General features: G+C 37.5%; 18 protein-coding genes and 1 tRNA gene. All 19 read left to right on the top strand.

Translation table 11 applies throughout. From position 1 onward, the window contains the following. Positions 1–5 precede the first annotated feature (5 nt). The 19 genes from B9J78_01915 to B9J78_01825 all read left to right on the top strand — a co-directional run bounded on the left by B9J78_01915 (position 6) and on the right by B9J78_01825 (position 14,653). A complete protein-coding gene (locus B9J78_01915; protein ID MBA2123685.1) occupies positions 6–1,400 on the top strand; it encodes a hypothetical protein in 1,395 nt (464 codons plus the stop codon). Continuing rightward, the gene (locus B9J78_01910) at positions 1,376–2,464 is read left to right on the top strand and encodes a phospho-N-acetylmuramoyl-pentapeptide-transferase (protein ID MBA2123684.1); all 1,089 of its coding nucleotides are present in this window, start codon (positions 1,376–1,378) and stop codon (positions 2,462–2,464) included. The genes B9J78_01915 and B9J78_01910 overlap by 25 nt, the downstream gene beginning before the upstream one ends. Positions 2,465–2,505: 41 nt before the next feature. Next, on the top strand, positions 2,506–3,639 hold the full coding sequence (locus tag B9J78_01905; GenBank protein MBA2123683.1) for a putative lipid II flippase FtsW: 1,134 nt from the start codon (positions 2,506–2,508) through the stop codon (positions 3,637–3,639). Then, the gene (locus B9J78_01900) at positions 3,636–4,748 is read left to right on the top strand and encodes an undecaprenyldiphospho-muramoylpentapeptide beta-N-acetylglucosaminyltransferase (protein ID MBA2123682.1); all 1,113 of its coding nucleotides are present in this window, start codon (positions 3,636–3,638) and stop codon (positions 4,746–4,748) included. The genes B9J78_01905 and B9J78_01900 overlap by 4 nt, the downstream gene beginning before the upstream one ends. Next, complete coding sequence (locus B9J78_01895) at positions 4,738–4,923, top strand: hypothetical protein (GenBank protein MBA2123681.1); 186 nt, start codon at positions 4,738–4,740, stop codon at positions 4,921–4,923. The genes B9J78_01900 and B9J78_01895 overlap by 11 nt, the downstream gene beginning before the upstream one ends. Positions 4,924–5,002: 79 nt before the next feature. After that, positions 5,003–5,452 (top strand): hypothetical protein, encoded by a 450-nt coding sequence (locus B9J78_01890; protein ID MBA2123680.1) that lies wholly within the window; start codon positions 5,003–5,005, stop codon positions 5,450–5,452. A 175-nt stretch (positions 5,453–5,627) separates the two neighbouring features. Then, the gene (locus B9J78_01885) at positions 5,628–5,864 is read left to right on the top strand and encodes a hypothetical protein (GenBank protein ID MBA2123679.1); all 237 of its coding nucleotides are present in this window, start codon (positions 5,628–5,630) and stop codon (positions 5,862–5,864) included. After that, a complete protein-coding gene (locus tag B9J78_01880) occupies positions 5,865–6,899 on the top strand; it encodes a 3-methyl-2-oxobutanoate dehydrogenase subunit VorB (protein ID MBA2123678.1) in 1,035 nt (344 codons plus the stop codon). A 2-nt stretch (positions 6,900–6,901) separates the two neighbouring features. Continuing rightward, a complete protein-coding gene (locus B9J78_01875; GenBank protein MBA2123677.1) occupies positions 6,902–7,624 on the top strand; it encodes a 2-oxoglutarate oxidoreductase in 723 nt (240 codons plus the stop codon). Beyond that, positions 7,573–8,166: a hypothetical protein gene (locus tag B9J78_01870; GenBank protein ID MBA2123676.1), complete on the top strand. Its 594-nt coding sequence runs from the start codon at positions 7,573–7,575 to the stop codon at positions 8,164–8,166. Before B9J78_01875 ends, B9J78_01870 begins: the two co-directional genes overlap by 52 nt. 1 nt (position 8,167) lies before the next feature. Beyond that, on the top strand, positions 8,168–9,475 hold the full coding sequence (locus B9J78_01865; GenBank protein MBA2123675.1) for a glutamate--tRNA ligase: 1,308 nt from the start codon (positions 8,168–8,170) through the stop codon (positions 9,473–9,475). After that, positions 9,466–9,539: transfer RNA gene (locus B9J78_01860), tRNA-Gln, on the top strand. The genes B9J78_01865 and B9J78_01860 overlap by 10 nt, the downstream gene beginning before the upstream one ends. 163 nt (positions 9,540–9,702) lie before the next feature. After that, positions 9,703–10,200 (top strand): pantetheine-phosphate adenylyltransferase, encoded by a 498-nt coding sequence (locus B9J78_01855; GenBank protein ID MBA2123674.1) that lies wholly within the window; start codon positions 9,703–9,705, stop codon positions 10,198–10,200. 10 nt (positions 10,201–10,210) lie between these two features. Then, a complete protein-coding gene (locus B9J78_01850; GenBank protein MBA2123673.1) occupies positions 10,211–10,498 on the top strand; it encodes a hypothetical protein in 288 nt (95 codons plus the stop codon). A gap of 45 nt (positions 10,499–10,543) precedes the next feature. Continuing rightward, positions 10,544–11,014, top strand: a complete 471-nt coding sequence (locus B9J78_01845) for a hypothetical protein (protein ID MBA2123672.1) — start codon at positions 10,544–10,546, stop codon at positions 11,012–11,014. A 160-nt stretch (positions 11,015–11,174) separates the two neighbouring features. Continuing rightward, a complete protein-coding gene (locus B9J78_01840; protein MBA2123671.1) occupies positions 11,175–11,369 on the top strand; it encodes a 50S ribosomal protein L32 in 195 nt (64 codons plus the stop codon). Between the two features lie 2 nt (positions 11,370–11,371). Further along, on the top strand, positions 11,372–12,379 hold the full coding sequence (locus B9J78_01835) for a phosphate--acyl-ACP acyltransferase (GenBank protein ID MBA2123670.1): 1,008 nt from the start codon (positions 11,372–11,374) through the stop codon (positions 12,377–12,379). 39 nt (positions 12,380–12,418) lie between these two features. Beyond that, the gene (locus B9J78_01830; GenBank protein MBA2123669.1) at positions 12,419–13,612 is read left to right on the top strand and encodes a tryptophan synthase subunit beta; all 1,194 of its coding nucleotides are present in this window, start codon (positions 12,419–12,421) and stop codon (positions 13,610–13,612) included. Positions 13,613–13,732: 120 nt separating this feature from the next. Next, positions 13,733–14,653: a branched chain amino acid aminotransferase gene (locus B9J78_01825; protein MBA2123668.1), complete on the top strand. Its 921-nt coding sequence runs from the start codon at positions 13,733–13,735 to the stop codon at positions 14,651–14,653. The last annotated feature ends 177 nt before the right edge of the window (positions 14,654–14,830 follow it).

Here is a 14,830-nt window from a genome sequence, read left to right as displayed (position 1 = left end):
ATACCATGGAAGATTCTATAAACTATTCGGATGTTTGTTTTTCTCTTGAAGATGTTTTAGAAGCAACAGGGGGGATTCTTATTCATCCCTGTGAAAGAAATATATTATTTAACGGTGTATTGATTGACAGCAGGATGTGCAAGCCCGGCTCTTTATTTATTGCGATAAAAGGCAATAATTTTGATGGGCATATCTTTGTGCGGGATGCTGTATCCTCAGGATGCACAGGAGCAATAGTATGCCGTGATGTTTCTGTCCAGGCCCCTTGTGCTTTAATAAAAACAGATGATACCAGAAAAGCACTCGGGATGCTTGCAAGATTTCACAGGGAAAGGTTCACTGTACCGGTTGTAGCAATAACAGGAAGTTGCGGTAAAACAACAACAAAAGAAATGTCTGCAAGGTGCCTTGAATATTCAGGGCCTGTTCTTAAAACACCAGGTACCTGTAATAATGATATAGGGCTTCCGCTTACACTTCTTGGCTTAACGCCTTCTTACAAAAATGTTGTTCTTGAGCTTGGTATAAATCGTCCGGGCGAGACCAGGTATCTTACAGGTATCTGCAAGCCCACCATAGCTGTTCTTACAAACATAGGAAAAGCACATATCGGTTTTTTTGGTTCGGTTTATAATGTAAGAAAAGAAAAATCAAGTCTCCTGGAATCCCTTTCTGCTGGCGCATCTGCTGTTCTGCCTTTTTGTGAAGATGGTGTTATAAAACTTGCAAGGTTATTGAATATAAATTTTAAAACATTTGGAGAAAATTCACTGTCTGATTTTTATCCATCCGATATAACAGAATCATCGGAAAAAATAGATTTTAAGTTAAACGGGAAATATGATGTAAGTCTTAAATTGTGTGGGCGGCACAATGTGCTGAATGCCTGTGCCGCTGCTGCTGTTTCCTCTTTGCTTGGCATAGAAGAAAAGGTGTTCTGTTCTTCGGTATCTGATATGGCGCCTCTTCCTCTTAGACTCAAGTGGGAAAATATAAGAGGTGTTAATTTTCTCATGGACTGTTATAACTCAAATCCGGATGCGGTCCACGTCGCTATTGAGGTTTTTAAGCAAAAAGAATGCAAAGGTAGAAGAATAATAATTCTCGGAGATATGAAAGAACTTGGAAGGTTTTCAAAATCTTTTCATATAAATGTAGGCAGAAGAATTGCAAAACAAGATATAGATTTTCTTATAACAGTTGGTAAGGCGGCTAAATTTATTGCTCAGTCAGCAAAGGATGGGATACCTTTTAAAAAAATATTTTGTGTTGATGATATAAGTTCTACATCAAAAATATTGTCCGAGATTATAAAACCCGGCGACTGTGTGCTTATAAAGGGTTCAAGAACTATACGGATGGAAAGGATACTTAAATGTTTTATTACCTCTGGGAATTAAAAGACATATTCTTCGGTTTTAATATATTCAGGTATATTACTTTCAGAGCATTTATGGCAGGTGTATTTGCATTTTTATTCTGTCTTCTTACGGGGAAAAGATGGATAAGATTTCTTGAGAAGATGCGCTTAAAAGAAAATATAAGGACAGAACAAGATGCCCCGGGACTTCATCAACTCCATAAACATAAACAGGGCATACCTACAATGGGTGGCATAATAATTGTCCCTGCAATACTTGCTACAACACTACTGTGGGCGGATATATTAAATCCATATATTATTGTTGTGGTTTTAAGTACACTGTGGCTTGGTTTTATAGGCATACTTGATGATCGTCTGAAATTGAAAAACAACGGAAAAAAAGGTTTAAGTGCTAGAGCCAAAATTTATGGACAGGCGGTTTTAGGCTTAATCATAGGTTGTATTCTTTATCTGGACCCTATGGTTTCTTCAGGTATAGAGATACCCTTCTTCAAAGATCTTATTATAGATATAGGTTTTTTATATATACCATTTGCTATACTTCTTATTACAGTGGCATCAAATGCTGTAAATATAACAGACGGTATTGATGGGCTTGCATCAGGTTGTACCGTGATACTTGCACTTACATATGCGGTGTTTTCTTATGTTGTAGGACACAGGGTGATAAGTGATTACCTTATTTTTAATTATATACCCGGTTCAGGTGAGCTTACGGTATTCTGTGTAGCCATAGCAGGAACAATGTTAGGATTTCTATGGTTTAATACATACCCCGCACAGGTATTTATGGGCGATACAGGTTCACTTGCAATCGGCGGTTTATTTGCAATTCTTGCTCTTATATTGAAAAAAGAGATAGTTCTTCTTATTGCAGGCGGTGTTTTTTTTATGGAGGTCCTGTCTGTTGTTGTTCAGGTGGTATCCTGTAAGATAAGAAAGAAAAGAGTATTTCTTATGTCTCCCATACATCACCATTTTGAATTATCGGGGGCCAAAGAGCCCAAGATTATGGTCAGGTTCTGGATATTGGCCGGTGTATTTTCACTTCTTGCGCTTGCCACATTAAAACTAAGATAAATTTAAGTTAAAAGGGAAAAAATTTGTAAGCATTGCCCTTAATGGGTTGGAACTTATGCTTTGCTTTAGATATAGATATGCGTAATTCAAGGCTTTCATTGTTTTTTAGTGTTTTAATTCTCACCTGTATAGGTATTGTTATGGTTTACAGTGCAAGTTCTTTATTTGCACTTGAAAGATTTGGAGATGGTGAATTTTTTTTAAAGCGGCACATTTTATTTTTTATAGTAGGCCTTATCCTGATGTTCTTTGTAATGAGCATAGACTATGTAAAATTAAGAAAGTGGACAAAACCCCTTCTTTTTTTGACAATCCTTCTTCTTTTGCTTGTTCTTATTCCAGGTATAGGTCATGAAATAAGAGGAGCAAGAAGATGGTTTGTGATAGGGCCATTTAGTTTTCAACCTTCCGAGTTTGCAAAGATAACACTTATCCTGTATCTTGCCGAGGTACTTTCAAGAAAACAGCCGAAGATAAACAGTTTTTCTGAAGGATTTCTTCCTCCTATGCTTATACTTGGTCTGTGCACGGGGCTTATCATTATTGGGCCTGACCTGGGTACCTCTGTTATAATAATATTTATAGCATCTATTATGTTTTATGTTGCGGGCATAAGGATGGTTCATATTGTCCCAATGGTTATCGGTAGCATTCCTGTTGTAATTGCATTTATAATACATAAGGCTTATAGAATAGAAAGGGTTCTTACATTTATAAATCCCTGGAGAGACCCCCTGGGTGTTGGCTATCAACCGATCCAGTCTCTTATTGCAATCGGTTCAGGTGGTTTTTTTGGAAAAGGATTGGGCGATTCGTATCAGAAACTTTATTTTCTTCCAGAAGCGCATACAGATTTTATCTTTTCAATAATAGCAGAAGAACTTGGATTTATAGGAGCGGCTGTCATACTTTTTTTGTATCTGTCGGTGCTTTTTCATAGTGCAAGGATTGCCTTTAAGTCAAACGATCTTTTTGGACATCTAATTGTAATAGGTATTATAAGTAAGCTTGCAATAGAGATTGGGATAAATATAGCAGTATCTCTGGCGCTTCTTCCTACAAAAGGACTTGTACTCCCCTTTTTGTCTTACGGAGGCTCTGCACTTGTGTGCAATCTTGTTTTAATCGGCATAGTATTAAATGTGGGAAAAGATATAAAAAACAGGTTGGTATGAACAACGGTTGCGTTGCCAAAAATAAAAAAATTGTAATTGCCTGCGGGGGAACAACTGGACATATATTACCCGGGATTGTGCTTGGAAAGAAGTTAAAAGAACTGGGATATGAGGTGGTATTTTTCTGTTCAGAAAAGAAAAAATTTGTTATGGACAAGGAGGCTGAAATATTTAAAAAACAGGGATTTTCTGCTTTTCCTGTTCCCAGTATTGCAATGCCTACGGATAAAAATATTTTTTATTGGCTTAGATTTTTTAAAATAATGTCCTGCGGTATTTTCTATTCCAAAAAAATCTTAAAAAACATTTCTCCCTCGGTTGTTGTTGGTATGGGGGGGTTTGCATCTGCTCCGGTTGTATTTTCAGCAAAGATGCTTAATATACCAATCCTTATACATGAACAGAATGCCACACCTGGAAGGGCAAATCTTTTTCTTTCTAAATATGCAAGTACTGTTGCTGTCGGGATTGAGGATGCCAAAAAATATTTTAAGAACAAAAATGTTGTTTATACAGGAAATTTAATAAAAGAAGATATATTTAACAATATCCTGCCACAAAACTCCTTAAGCAAAGATAAAACGACAATACTTGTTTTAGGAGGAAGTCAGGGCTCGCACTTAATAAATGAACAGGTTTTGTTAGCATTGGAAAAATTGCCAGAAAACATAAAATCCCGTATACAGGTTATACATATAACGGGCATAGCAGATTATAAATCTGTCCGGCAAAGGTATGCTCTTCTTAAAATACCCTGCGTTGTTTTCGATTTCTCTGATAAAATAACAGGTATATATAAGGTATCCAATGTTGCAATATGCAGGGCAGGAGCAGGGACAATAACTGAACTGTGTGCTTTCGGTCTTCCTGCAATACTTATCCCCCATTCTGCTGGAACAAATCATCAGGTTTATAATGCGAGATGGCTACAAACAAAAACGGGTTGTATTGTTATAGAAGAAAAAGAATTAAGCCCAGAGGTTCTCTGTTGTGAAATTTTAAGGATTATTGATAAAAATATAAAAGACGAAATATCGTCAAAGATGGTTCGTTTGTATAAAAAAGATGCGGTTTTAAGTCTTGTAAATCAGGTAATAAATGCAAAGTAAAAGAAAAATTATTCAGGAACAGTTTTTAAAATTATCCCCTGTTAAGAGGATTGAAACAATGGAGAGGATATTGAAGGAGCATATCAAGATAAGGGCATTAAGAACAGGAAAAACCGAATATGAAGTCTATCAAGAGTACCTTAAGATTGGTCAAAAAAAATTTAGAGAAGTTTAGCAGATTAAAAAATTGCAACATTAAGGCTGCTTTAATCGGTGGGCAGGCGATCATTTCGCAGGGTGTGCCGAGAACAACAATGGATGTTGATTTATGTGTAGTTATAACTGATAAGAATCAGAAAGAGATTGACCCTGAAAACCTTTTTATTTTTTTGAAGCAAAAACTTTTAGATTTTAATGTTGAATACAAACCTTTTACAAATATTTCAGACCCCCTTAAACATTCACTTATACGGATTGCTCATATTGAGGGCGAGTGTCCGACAATAGATATTTTATTTGCACATTATGGATGGGAAATAGAAGCTCTTGAAAATGCAGAGGATTTAGGGCTTGCTTTTCCTTGTTTTTCAAAGCCATATCTTGTGGCAATGAAGCTTCAAGCCGGGGGCTTAAAAGATGAATACGATATCTTGAATTTACTTTCAGTGATGGGGCAAAAGGAAAAGGAGAAGGCATTAAATCTTTCAAAAATTGTGCATAAAGATAAACGGTTTAGAAAATTAAAAATGCTGCAACACTCTTAAACACCCCGTCCCTTTTAGGACACCCCCTTATAAGAGGGGAATTTTAAGAGATGGATTTCCCGATTAAATTGTGGAATTCAGTGTTTTTGTTGTATCAGGCATTGCGCCTAAAGGGGGTTTTTGCTCACACTCTTAATTTGATTTATCCTGCCTTTAATGGTATCATACCCTGACGATGTCTAAAATAATAATAAATAAGAACAGATGCAAAGGCTGTGGTCTGTGTGTTATGTACTGTCCTAAAAAAGTTTTGTATTTATCAAAACAGGTTACACAGTCAGGTGTCCAAACTGTTGAATATTTAACGAAGGAGTGTGCTGGTTGTGGTATCTGTGCAATCATATGTCCGGATATGGCAATAAAAATGGTAGATAAAGGCGGGCAGGGATGTTTAATTATTCGTAGAGGATGAATGAAAAACATAATTCTTGCAAGTGGAAATGAATCTTGCGGTGAAGGGGCCATCCAGTCGGGATGTAGATTTTATGCAGGCTATCCTATAACCCCTCAGAACGAACTGACCGAATATATGGCAAAAAGAATAAAAGAGGTTGGTGGCACATTTATTCAGGCAGAATCCGAAATCAGTTCCATAAACATGGTATTTGGCGCATCTGTAACAGGCGCACTTGTAATGACCTCTTCCTCAAGCCCTGGTATAAGTTTAAAGCAGGAAGGTATATCGTATTGTGCAGGATGCGAGCTTCCAGCAGTTATTGTAAATATGATGCGGGGTGGCCCAGGACTTGGAAATATTGCCTCTGCTCAGGGTGATTATTTTCAGGCAACACGTGGCGGCGGTCACGGCGATTATAGAACCATAACACTTGCGCCTTCAAGTGTTCAGGAAATGTATGGCCTGATGTATGATGCATTTTACCTTGCGGTAAAATACAGAACTCCTGTCATTGTTCTTGGAGATAGTATTCTTGCCCAGATGATAGAGCCATTGGAGATAAAAAAGTTTAAGTCCATAAAGATTGATAAAGAATGGATATTGGACGGATGTAAAAACAGGAAGCCGAGAATTATCCGTTCTCTTTTACTAAAACCTGATGAGCTTGAAAACTTAAATTTAAGACTGCAGGGCAGATACCGGGAAATAGAAAAAAAAGAAATACGGTTTGAAGCAGATATAAAAAATGGGACGCAAACTCTTGTTGTTTCTTTTGGAACTGTTTCCAGAATATGTAAGGCTGTTGTAGAAGACGCAAGAAAAAAGGGTATCAATGCCGGATGGTTTAGACCAATAACGCTCTGGCCATTTCCGCGGTCTTTTTTAAGAAAAATTTCTGAAAAGGTAAAAAAAATAGTTGTGGTTGAAATGAATGCCGGGCAGATGTTAGAGGATATTAAAATTTCAGTTGAAGGAAGGTGTGCTATTGAATTTTATGGAAGAATGGGGGGTAACATTCCAGATGAAAAACAAGTTTTGAGGTTATTATAAAGATGATAAGTTGGTTTCCCAAAAGTATGAAGCACAATGTTACGCATTATTGTGCAGGGTGTGGACATGGGATCATTACCCGTCTTATATGTGAGGCAATAGATGAACTTAATATAAGAGAGAAAACCATAGGTATTGCGCCTATCGGTTGTGCTGTTCTTGCATATAACTACTGGAACTTTGACACGACAGAGGCAGCACACGGAAGAGTCCCTGCTGTTGCAATGGGGATTAAAAGGGTGCTACCTGATAGAATAGTTTTCGGATGTCAGGGGGATGGGGACCTTGCTGCAATAGGGCTTGCAGAGATTATCCACTGTGCAAACAGGGGTGAAAATATTTGTATATTTTTTATAAACAACGCCGTTTATGGTATGACACAAGGACAGATGGCCCCTACTACACTTATCGGACAGAAAACCGCAACAACACCTGATGGAAGAAATCCTGAAGATGATGGCTATCCTTTGAAAATATCTGAGATGCTTGCACTTCTGCCAGCAGTTGCATATATTGAAAGAACATCTGTTCATAACCCTCAAAATGTTATAAAAACAAAAAAGGCCATAAAAAAAGCGTTCCAGAATCAGATAGAAAAAAAAGGATTTTCACTGGTTGAAATTTTATCTACCTGTCCCAGCTGCTGGGATAAGACGCCTGTTGAGTCTGCATTATGGCTCCAGAACGAATTGATAAAAACTTTTCCGTTGGGAGTTCTGAAATGAGTGATGTAAAAAGAATATTGTGTGGAGGTCGTGGCGGTCAGGGTATCATTGTAATGGGGAAGATGTTAGGATGGGCTGCAATGAGAAACAGATATTTTATAACTATTCTGCCTGCATATGGTGCCGAGGTGCGGGGAGGGGAGGCTTACTGCAGTGTTGTAATATCAAGCCAACCGATTGCAATGCCAGAGTTTGATAAGGCAGACTATTTTATTACAATGAACCAGATTTCTTACGATTCTTTTTTTAGAAGGTTAAACACAGATGGAATAATTATTTTTAATAGTTCAATGATAAAGGAGAAAAAAATTAAAAATATAAATCAGGTCGGAATTTCCGCAACACAGATTGCATCAGATATCGGGAATATAAAAATTTCCAATCTTGTTATGTTAGGAGCCTTTTGTAAAGTTACAAATATTTTTAAAATAAGTGATATTATAAATATTATGGATGATGCTTTGGGATCTTCAAAAAAGCGGTATTTTGAATTAAACAAAAAGGCACTGGAACAGGGATGGAAAATAAGAAACAGGAGATAGAATGCAAGGTAAGGTTCGTGTTCGTTTTGCGCCAAGCCCTACGGGTTTTCTTCATATAGGAGGGGCAAGGACAGCGCTTTTTAACTGGCTATTTGCAAGGCATAACAGCGGGGTATTTATTCTTCGCATAGAAGATACCGATAGTGTTCGTTCAAAGGATGAGTATCTTCTGGACATTACTAATGGGCTTGATTGGTTGGGGCTTAAAACAGATGAAGGTCCGTATTACCAGTCACAGAGGCTTGATATATACAAGAAATATGCCGAACAACTGCTTGAAAAAGGGCTTGCATACTGTCAAAAACAGGAAGGAAGTTTGTTTAAGGGAGTAGTATTTAAAATGCCAAAGAAAAATGTTGTGGTAGATGATATTGTAAGAGGAAAGATAAGTATTGATACATCTATATTTGAAGACCTTCCCATAATAAAATCAGATGGGTATCCTGCTTTTAACTTTGCCAATGTTGTAGATGATGCAACGATGGGAATAACACATATAATAAGAGGAGAAGACCATATATCAAACACACCCAAACAGATTGTATTGTATGAAGCGCTGAGGTTTTCTATTCCTCAATATGCACATATACCGCTGATACTTGGAACAGATAGAAGCAGACTTTCAAAAAGACATGGGGCAACAAGCCTTACGCAGTACAGGAAAGACGGTTTTGACCCTGATGCGATGATAAATTTTCTCTTACTTTTGGGATGGTCCCCTGGTGATAACAGGGAAATATTAGATGTAAATACTATGGTAAAAATTTTCAGTCTTGAAAAGGTGAACAAAACAGGTGCAATGTTTGATATAAAAAAATTGGAATGGATAAATTCACAGTATATGAGAACAATGTCTGCGGAAGATGTAATAAAAAAATTAAAAGATTATATGAAAAATGTTATAAAATCAGAGGTTTTTCTTGATGAAGAGTGGACTAAAAGATTTGTTGCATTATATCATACAAGAGTAAAAACACTTGCAGATTTATTTGATGCTGTTCAGGTTTATAAACAGGAAAATGTCCGGACAGACCCTGTTTTGAAGGAAGAATATCTAAAAAGTGAACCGCTGAATTTACTTTCTGAATTTATCAGAAGAATTGAAGGCCTACTTGAATTTAATTCAAAAAATTTGGAAAATATATTAAGAGGCCTTGCCGAAGAAAAAGGGCTTAAAATTGCAAGTATAGCACAACCTGCAAGGGTTGCGCTTACAGGAAAAAAAGTAAGTCCAGGACTTTTTGAGGTTATGGAACTTCTTGGGAAAGAAAGGGCGATACAGAGATTGAAAAGCGTTGTTGCGGGATAGTGCAGTGGTAGCACGCCTGACTCTGGATCAGGTAACCCTGGTTCGAATCCAGGTCCCGCAGCCAATTTTGAGTTTAGGCCCGAAATTGGTAGAGCAATTGAAAATTGAGTAATAGAACAATAAAGCCGATATTCAATTGCGGTCTGATGTTCAATTGTTCTATTGTTCAAAAGGGTGATTTATGCCTTTTATGTTTGAAAACCGTAGCCAATAAAAAGGAAAGTAAAATGAAAAATATTGTTATATACCCTGGGACATTTGATCCTATTACCTACGGACATATAGATGTAATTAAAAGGGTTTGTTCTATGTTTGACAGGGTTATTGTCGGTGTCGGGGAAAATCCTGATAAAAAGTCTTTATTTTCACTTGATGAAAGGATTGAGATTGTCCAAATTGTGGTTAAAGACATATCAAATATAAAAGTAGAAGGATTTAAGGGGCTTGTTATTGATTTCGCAAAAAAGAAAAAAGCAAAGATTATTGTCCGAGGATTAAGGGTTTTTTCGGATTTTGAATATGAACTCCAGATGTCTCTTACAAACAGAAACCTTGCACCTGATATTGAAACAGTTTGTATTATGCCGGATGAAAAATATTTTTATATTTCTTCACGGCTTATAAATCAGGTTGCATCGCTTGGCGGGGATATTTCAAAGTTTGTTCCTCCGTTTGTTGAAAAAAGACTAAGAGAAAAATTTCTTAAACTTACAGCGGGCAGATGACGGGAGAAAAATCTTTATTAAAGGGGGATGTGTGGGGCTGATTGACGATATAAGAAAAAGGACTAAAAATTCAGGTAAAAAGATTATACTTCCAGAAAGCACAGAAGAAAGGACGCTTAATGCAATCAGGATTATTTTGAAGAATAATTATTGTATGTCTGTTTTGTTGGGTGAACCGGAAGAGGTACTTAAAAAGTTAAAAATTTTTGATGTAGATAAAACCAGAGTGGAAATCTATTCTGTTTTAAGACGCCCCTGTTTTGAGGGCGCAGTTTCTTTTTGTTATTCCTACAAATGAAGAACTTCTTATAGCCAGGGACATATTTGCCCTGGTTTTAAGTGTATGAAAATAAAACTTAGTGAGATACCGGCCAGCGGGCTTTTGAAAGAGGAGATACTTGCACCTGAGCAAATTGATCTTGACCGTAAGGATATAAAAATCCAATCCCCTGTTATTATAAGATGCGATGTTATAAAAAACGGCGGCAAGGTTGATATCATTACCGATGTTAATTTTTCATTTGAGTTTGTTTGTGCCAGATGTCTTAAAACATCTATGTTAAAACTACAAAAGCAGTTTTTATTTACATATTCTATTAACCAGAAGGAAGGGGCAGATATAACAAAGGATGTAAGAGAAGAACTCATTTTAGACTATCCTATAAGGATGCTTTGCACACCCGATTGCAGAGGACTTTGTCCAAAATGCGGAAAAAACCTAAATGAAGAAAAATGTCAGTGTGTGCAGGATGATAGATTTCATAGAAGTAGAATAAAAAGTATAGAAAAACTAAAAAAACAGGTGACGAGGTGACAGATGACGAGGTAACGGGGAAAAGCCGTCGTTCGTGTATCGTCGTAAGTATCTTTTATGGAATGCGGTATACGGAATACGGGCGACGGGATACAGAGTACGGCTTTTCCCTGTTACCTGTAACCGGTGAACCTGTTGCTTTAGAAAAAAGGAGGCTCAAATGGCTTTACCTAAAAGGCGACACTCACAGGCAAGAAGAGATAAATCAAGAACACACCAGAGGGTGTCAGGATTGCCTTCTACAGATTGTCCTCAGTGCGGGGCAATCCGTCTTACACATCGTGTTTGTTCTTCTTGCGGATATTACAGGGGAAGACAGATGGTTATTGTAAAGAGCAAAAAAGAGAAGAAATAATTATGAGGATTGCACTTGATACAATGGGGGGAGATAAGGCTCCCTATGCAATGGTTGAGGGGGCTGTTCTTGCAACCCAGAAGATGGATATAAAAGTTGTTCTTGTCGGGAATGAGAAGCCTATTAATAAAGAACTTTCAAGACATCGTTATGACCTTAAAAAAGTAGAGGTCTGTAATGCAACAGAGATAATAGAAATGCATGAACCGGCGGCAATGAGCGTGAGAAAAAAAAGAGATTCTTCAATAAATGTGATGGTTCAACTTGCAAAAAAAAATATGGTGGATGCCATAATCTCTGCTGGCAATACAGGGGCTGTTGTTTGTTCTGCAACATTAGGATTAAGGATGTTAGAAGGGATTGAAAGGCCCGGCATTGCAATAATTCTTCCAACCCTGCAGGGTCCGTGTATGCTTATTGATGCTGGTGCAAACATTGTTCCAAAACCTACACATTTATTGCAGTATGGAATAATGGGGGATTTATACCTGAAAGAAATACTAAAAATAAACAGTCCAAGGATAGGGCTTCTGAATGTGGGTGAGGAAGAATGCAAGGGAACTACATTTATAAAAGATACATATAAACTTCTTGAAAACAGCGAACTTAATTTTTCTGGCAATGTTGAGGGAAGGGACATATTTTCCGGGAATTATGAATGTATTATTTGTGATGGGTTTGTGGGGAATGTTGTGCTGAAAATATCTGAAAGCCTTGCTGAGGCAATAGAAATACTTCTTAGAAGACATATGAGAAAGGGGATAATGACAACAATGGGCGCATTGTTAAGTAGATCCGCCCTTGCTGCACTTAAAAAAGAAGTTGACTATTCAGAATATGGAGGAGCACCTCTTCTGGGAATAGATGGATGTTGCATCATAAGCCATGGCAGGTCAAGTCCAAAGGCAATATTCAATGCCATCAGGGTTGCAAAAGAATATGCTTATCAAAATGTGAACAAGCATATTGTAGAAGTAATGAAAAAAATGGCAGTCAAGCAGGATACTTAAAAAAAGTCCGTTCCTCACAGGCTTTTAATAAATAAAAATATGAAATTACCGGATAAAAAAGGACATTTTGGTCAGTTCGGCGGCAGGTTTGTTCCTGAGACATTGATGTTTGCTCTTGATGAACTTGAAACAGCATACACAAAGGCAAAGAAAGACACTGAATTTCAGAAAGAACTGAAGTGGTATCTGGAAAATTATGCCGGAAGACCCACACCGCTTTATTATGCAAAACATCTTTCTCATGTTTTAAGAGGGCCAAAGATATATCTTAAAAGAGAAGATTTGTGCCATATGGGTGCTCATAAGATAAATAATACTCTGGGTCAAATTTTACTTGCAAAAAAAATAGGAAAGCAAAGGATCATTGCAGAAACCGGCGCCGGCCAGCATGGAGTTGCAACTGCCACAGCCTCTTCTTTATTTGGTCTTAAGTGTGAGATATATATGGGGGAAGAGGACATTGAAAGACAGAGGTTGAATGTGTTCAGGATGCAGCTTCTTGGTGCAAAGGTAAATCCCGTATATATGGGTTCAAAGACACTAAAAGATGCAATGAACGAGGCTATGAGGGATTGGGTAACCAATGTAAGAAACACACATTATGTGATAGGTTCTGTTGCAGGTCCACATCCTTTTCCAATGATGGTAAGAGATTTTCAATCTGTTATTGGAAAAGAGGCAAAAAAACAGATATTAAAATGTGAAGGAAAACTTCCTGATTGTTTGATTGCCTGTGTTGGCGGCGGTTCAAATTCAATGGGGCTCTTTTATCCGTTTATAAAAGATAAAAATGTTAAACTTATAGGTGTTGAAGCAGCAGGTTTTGGCATAAAAACAGGCAGGCATGCTGCAACACTTTGTTATGGAAAAATAGGAATACTCCACGGTAGCAAGAGTTATATTCTACAGGATAAAAATGGTCAGATAAGCATTGCACATTCAATATCTGCCGGGCTTGATTATCCCGGTGTTGGTCCTGAACATTCATATCTAAAACAAACGGGAAGAGCAAAATATTTTACAATCACAGATGCAGAAGCACTCAGCGGATTCCATTTCCTTTCAGAAGTAGAGGGCATCATACCTGCCCTTGAACCTGCACATGCTGTTGCATATGTTAGAAAAAATGCCAGAGCCTTGAAAGATAAAATAATTATTATCTGCCTGTCAGGCAGAGGAGATAAAGATGTTGAACAGGTATTTAAAAAACAGGAGGCAGTAGATAGTAGATAGTAGATAGTAGGTAGTAGGTAGGAAAAATAACCCTCCTTTTATAAAGGAGGGTTGGGTGGATTATATTTTCCCCTATCTCCTACCTACCAATTCCTATATACTATGTTTTTAGGAGGAGACATGGAAAAAGAAAACAGTAAAATCTGGGTAGATGGTAGGTTTATTAACTGGAAAGATGCAAATGTTCATATACTTACACATGCTATACATTATGGCTCTTCCGTATTTGAAGGTTGCAGGTGTTATAAAACACAAAAAGGGCCTGCCATATTCAGGCTTAAATCACATATAGACAGACTCTATGACTCTGCAAAGATATACAGGATGGAAATTCCGTACACAAAGAAACAGTTCTGCACAATTATTGTTGATACTGTAAAGATAAATGGATTTAAAGAATGTTATATAAGGCCTGTTGTATTCAGAGGATATGGAGCGATGGGTGTCAATCCTTTGAATAATCCTCTTGTGTGTGCTATTGCCTGCTGGGAATGGGGTGCATATTTTGGAGAAGAAGCAACACAAAAAGGAGTAAGTGTATGCGTATCCTCATGGAGAAGAGCGGCACCTGACACATTTCCGTCTCTTGCAAAGGCTGGTGGCAATTATTTGAATTCACAACTTATAAAAATGGAAGCACTAAGATATGGATTTGATGAAGGAATAGCGCTGGATACGCAGGGTTATGTGTCTGAAGCATCGGGAGGGAATATATTTATTGTAAAATCAGGTGTTATTTTTACACCTCCTACAAGTTCATCCATACTTGCTGGTATAACAAGACATACTGTTTTTATACTTGCAAGAGAATTAGGAATAAGAATAGAACAGCATATGATACCGAGAGAGGCACTGTATATTGCAGATGAGGTTTTCTTTACCGGAACAGCAGTAGAGGTTACACCTGTTTCAAGCATAGATAATATCAATATAAAAAGCAGTATAAAAGGATCTATTACAGAAAAAGTTCAGGCAGCATACCTTGACTATGTAGGGGGCAATGTTGAAGATAAACATAATTGGCTAACATATGTGGAATAAAAAGCCTAATATGGTATACTATTTGTGCGTTTCTGTCCGCTTATTTCCCTTCCATAAGACCGAAGAGGCTTGAATATGAAGAGGAAGGCGAGCGAAGCCTGACGGGGTATTCACAAGACACAACCCTACAAAAGGGAAATACCCTGTCCCGACAAAGTCGGGACACCCCTTTACTCA

Source organism: bacterium Unc6 (genome assembly GCA_013626165.1).
Taxonomy (GTDB): Bacteria; Omnitrophota; Gorgyraeia; order Velesiimonadales; family Velesiimonadaceae; genus Velesiimonas; species Velesiimonas alkalicola.
The sequence above is the reverse complement of the archived record's forward strand: the minus strand, read 5'-3'. Positions and strand labels throughout refer to the sequence as shown.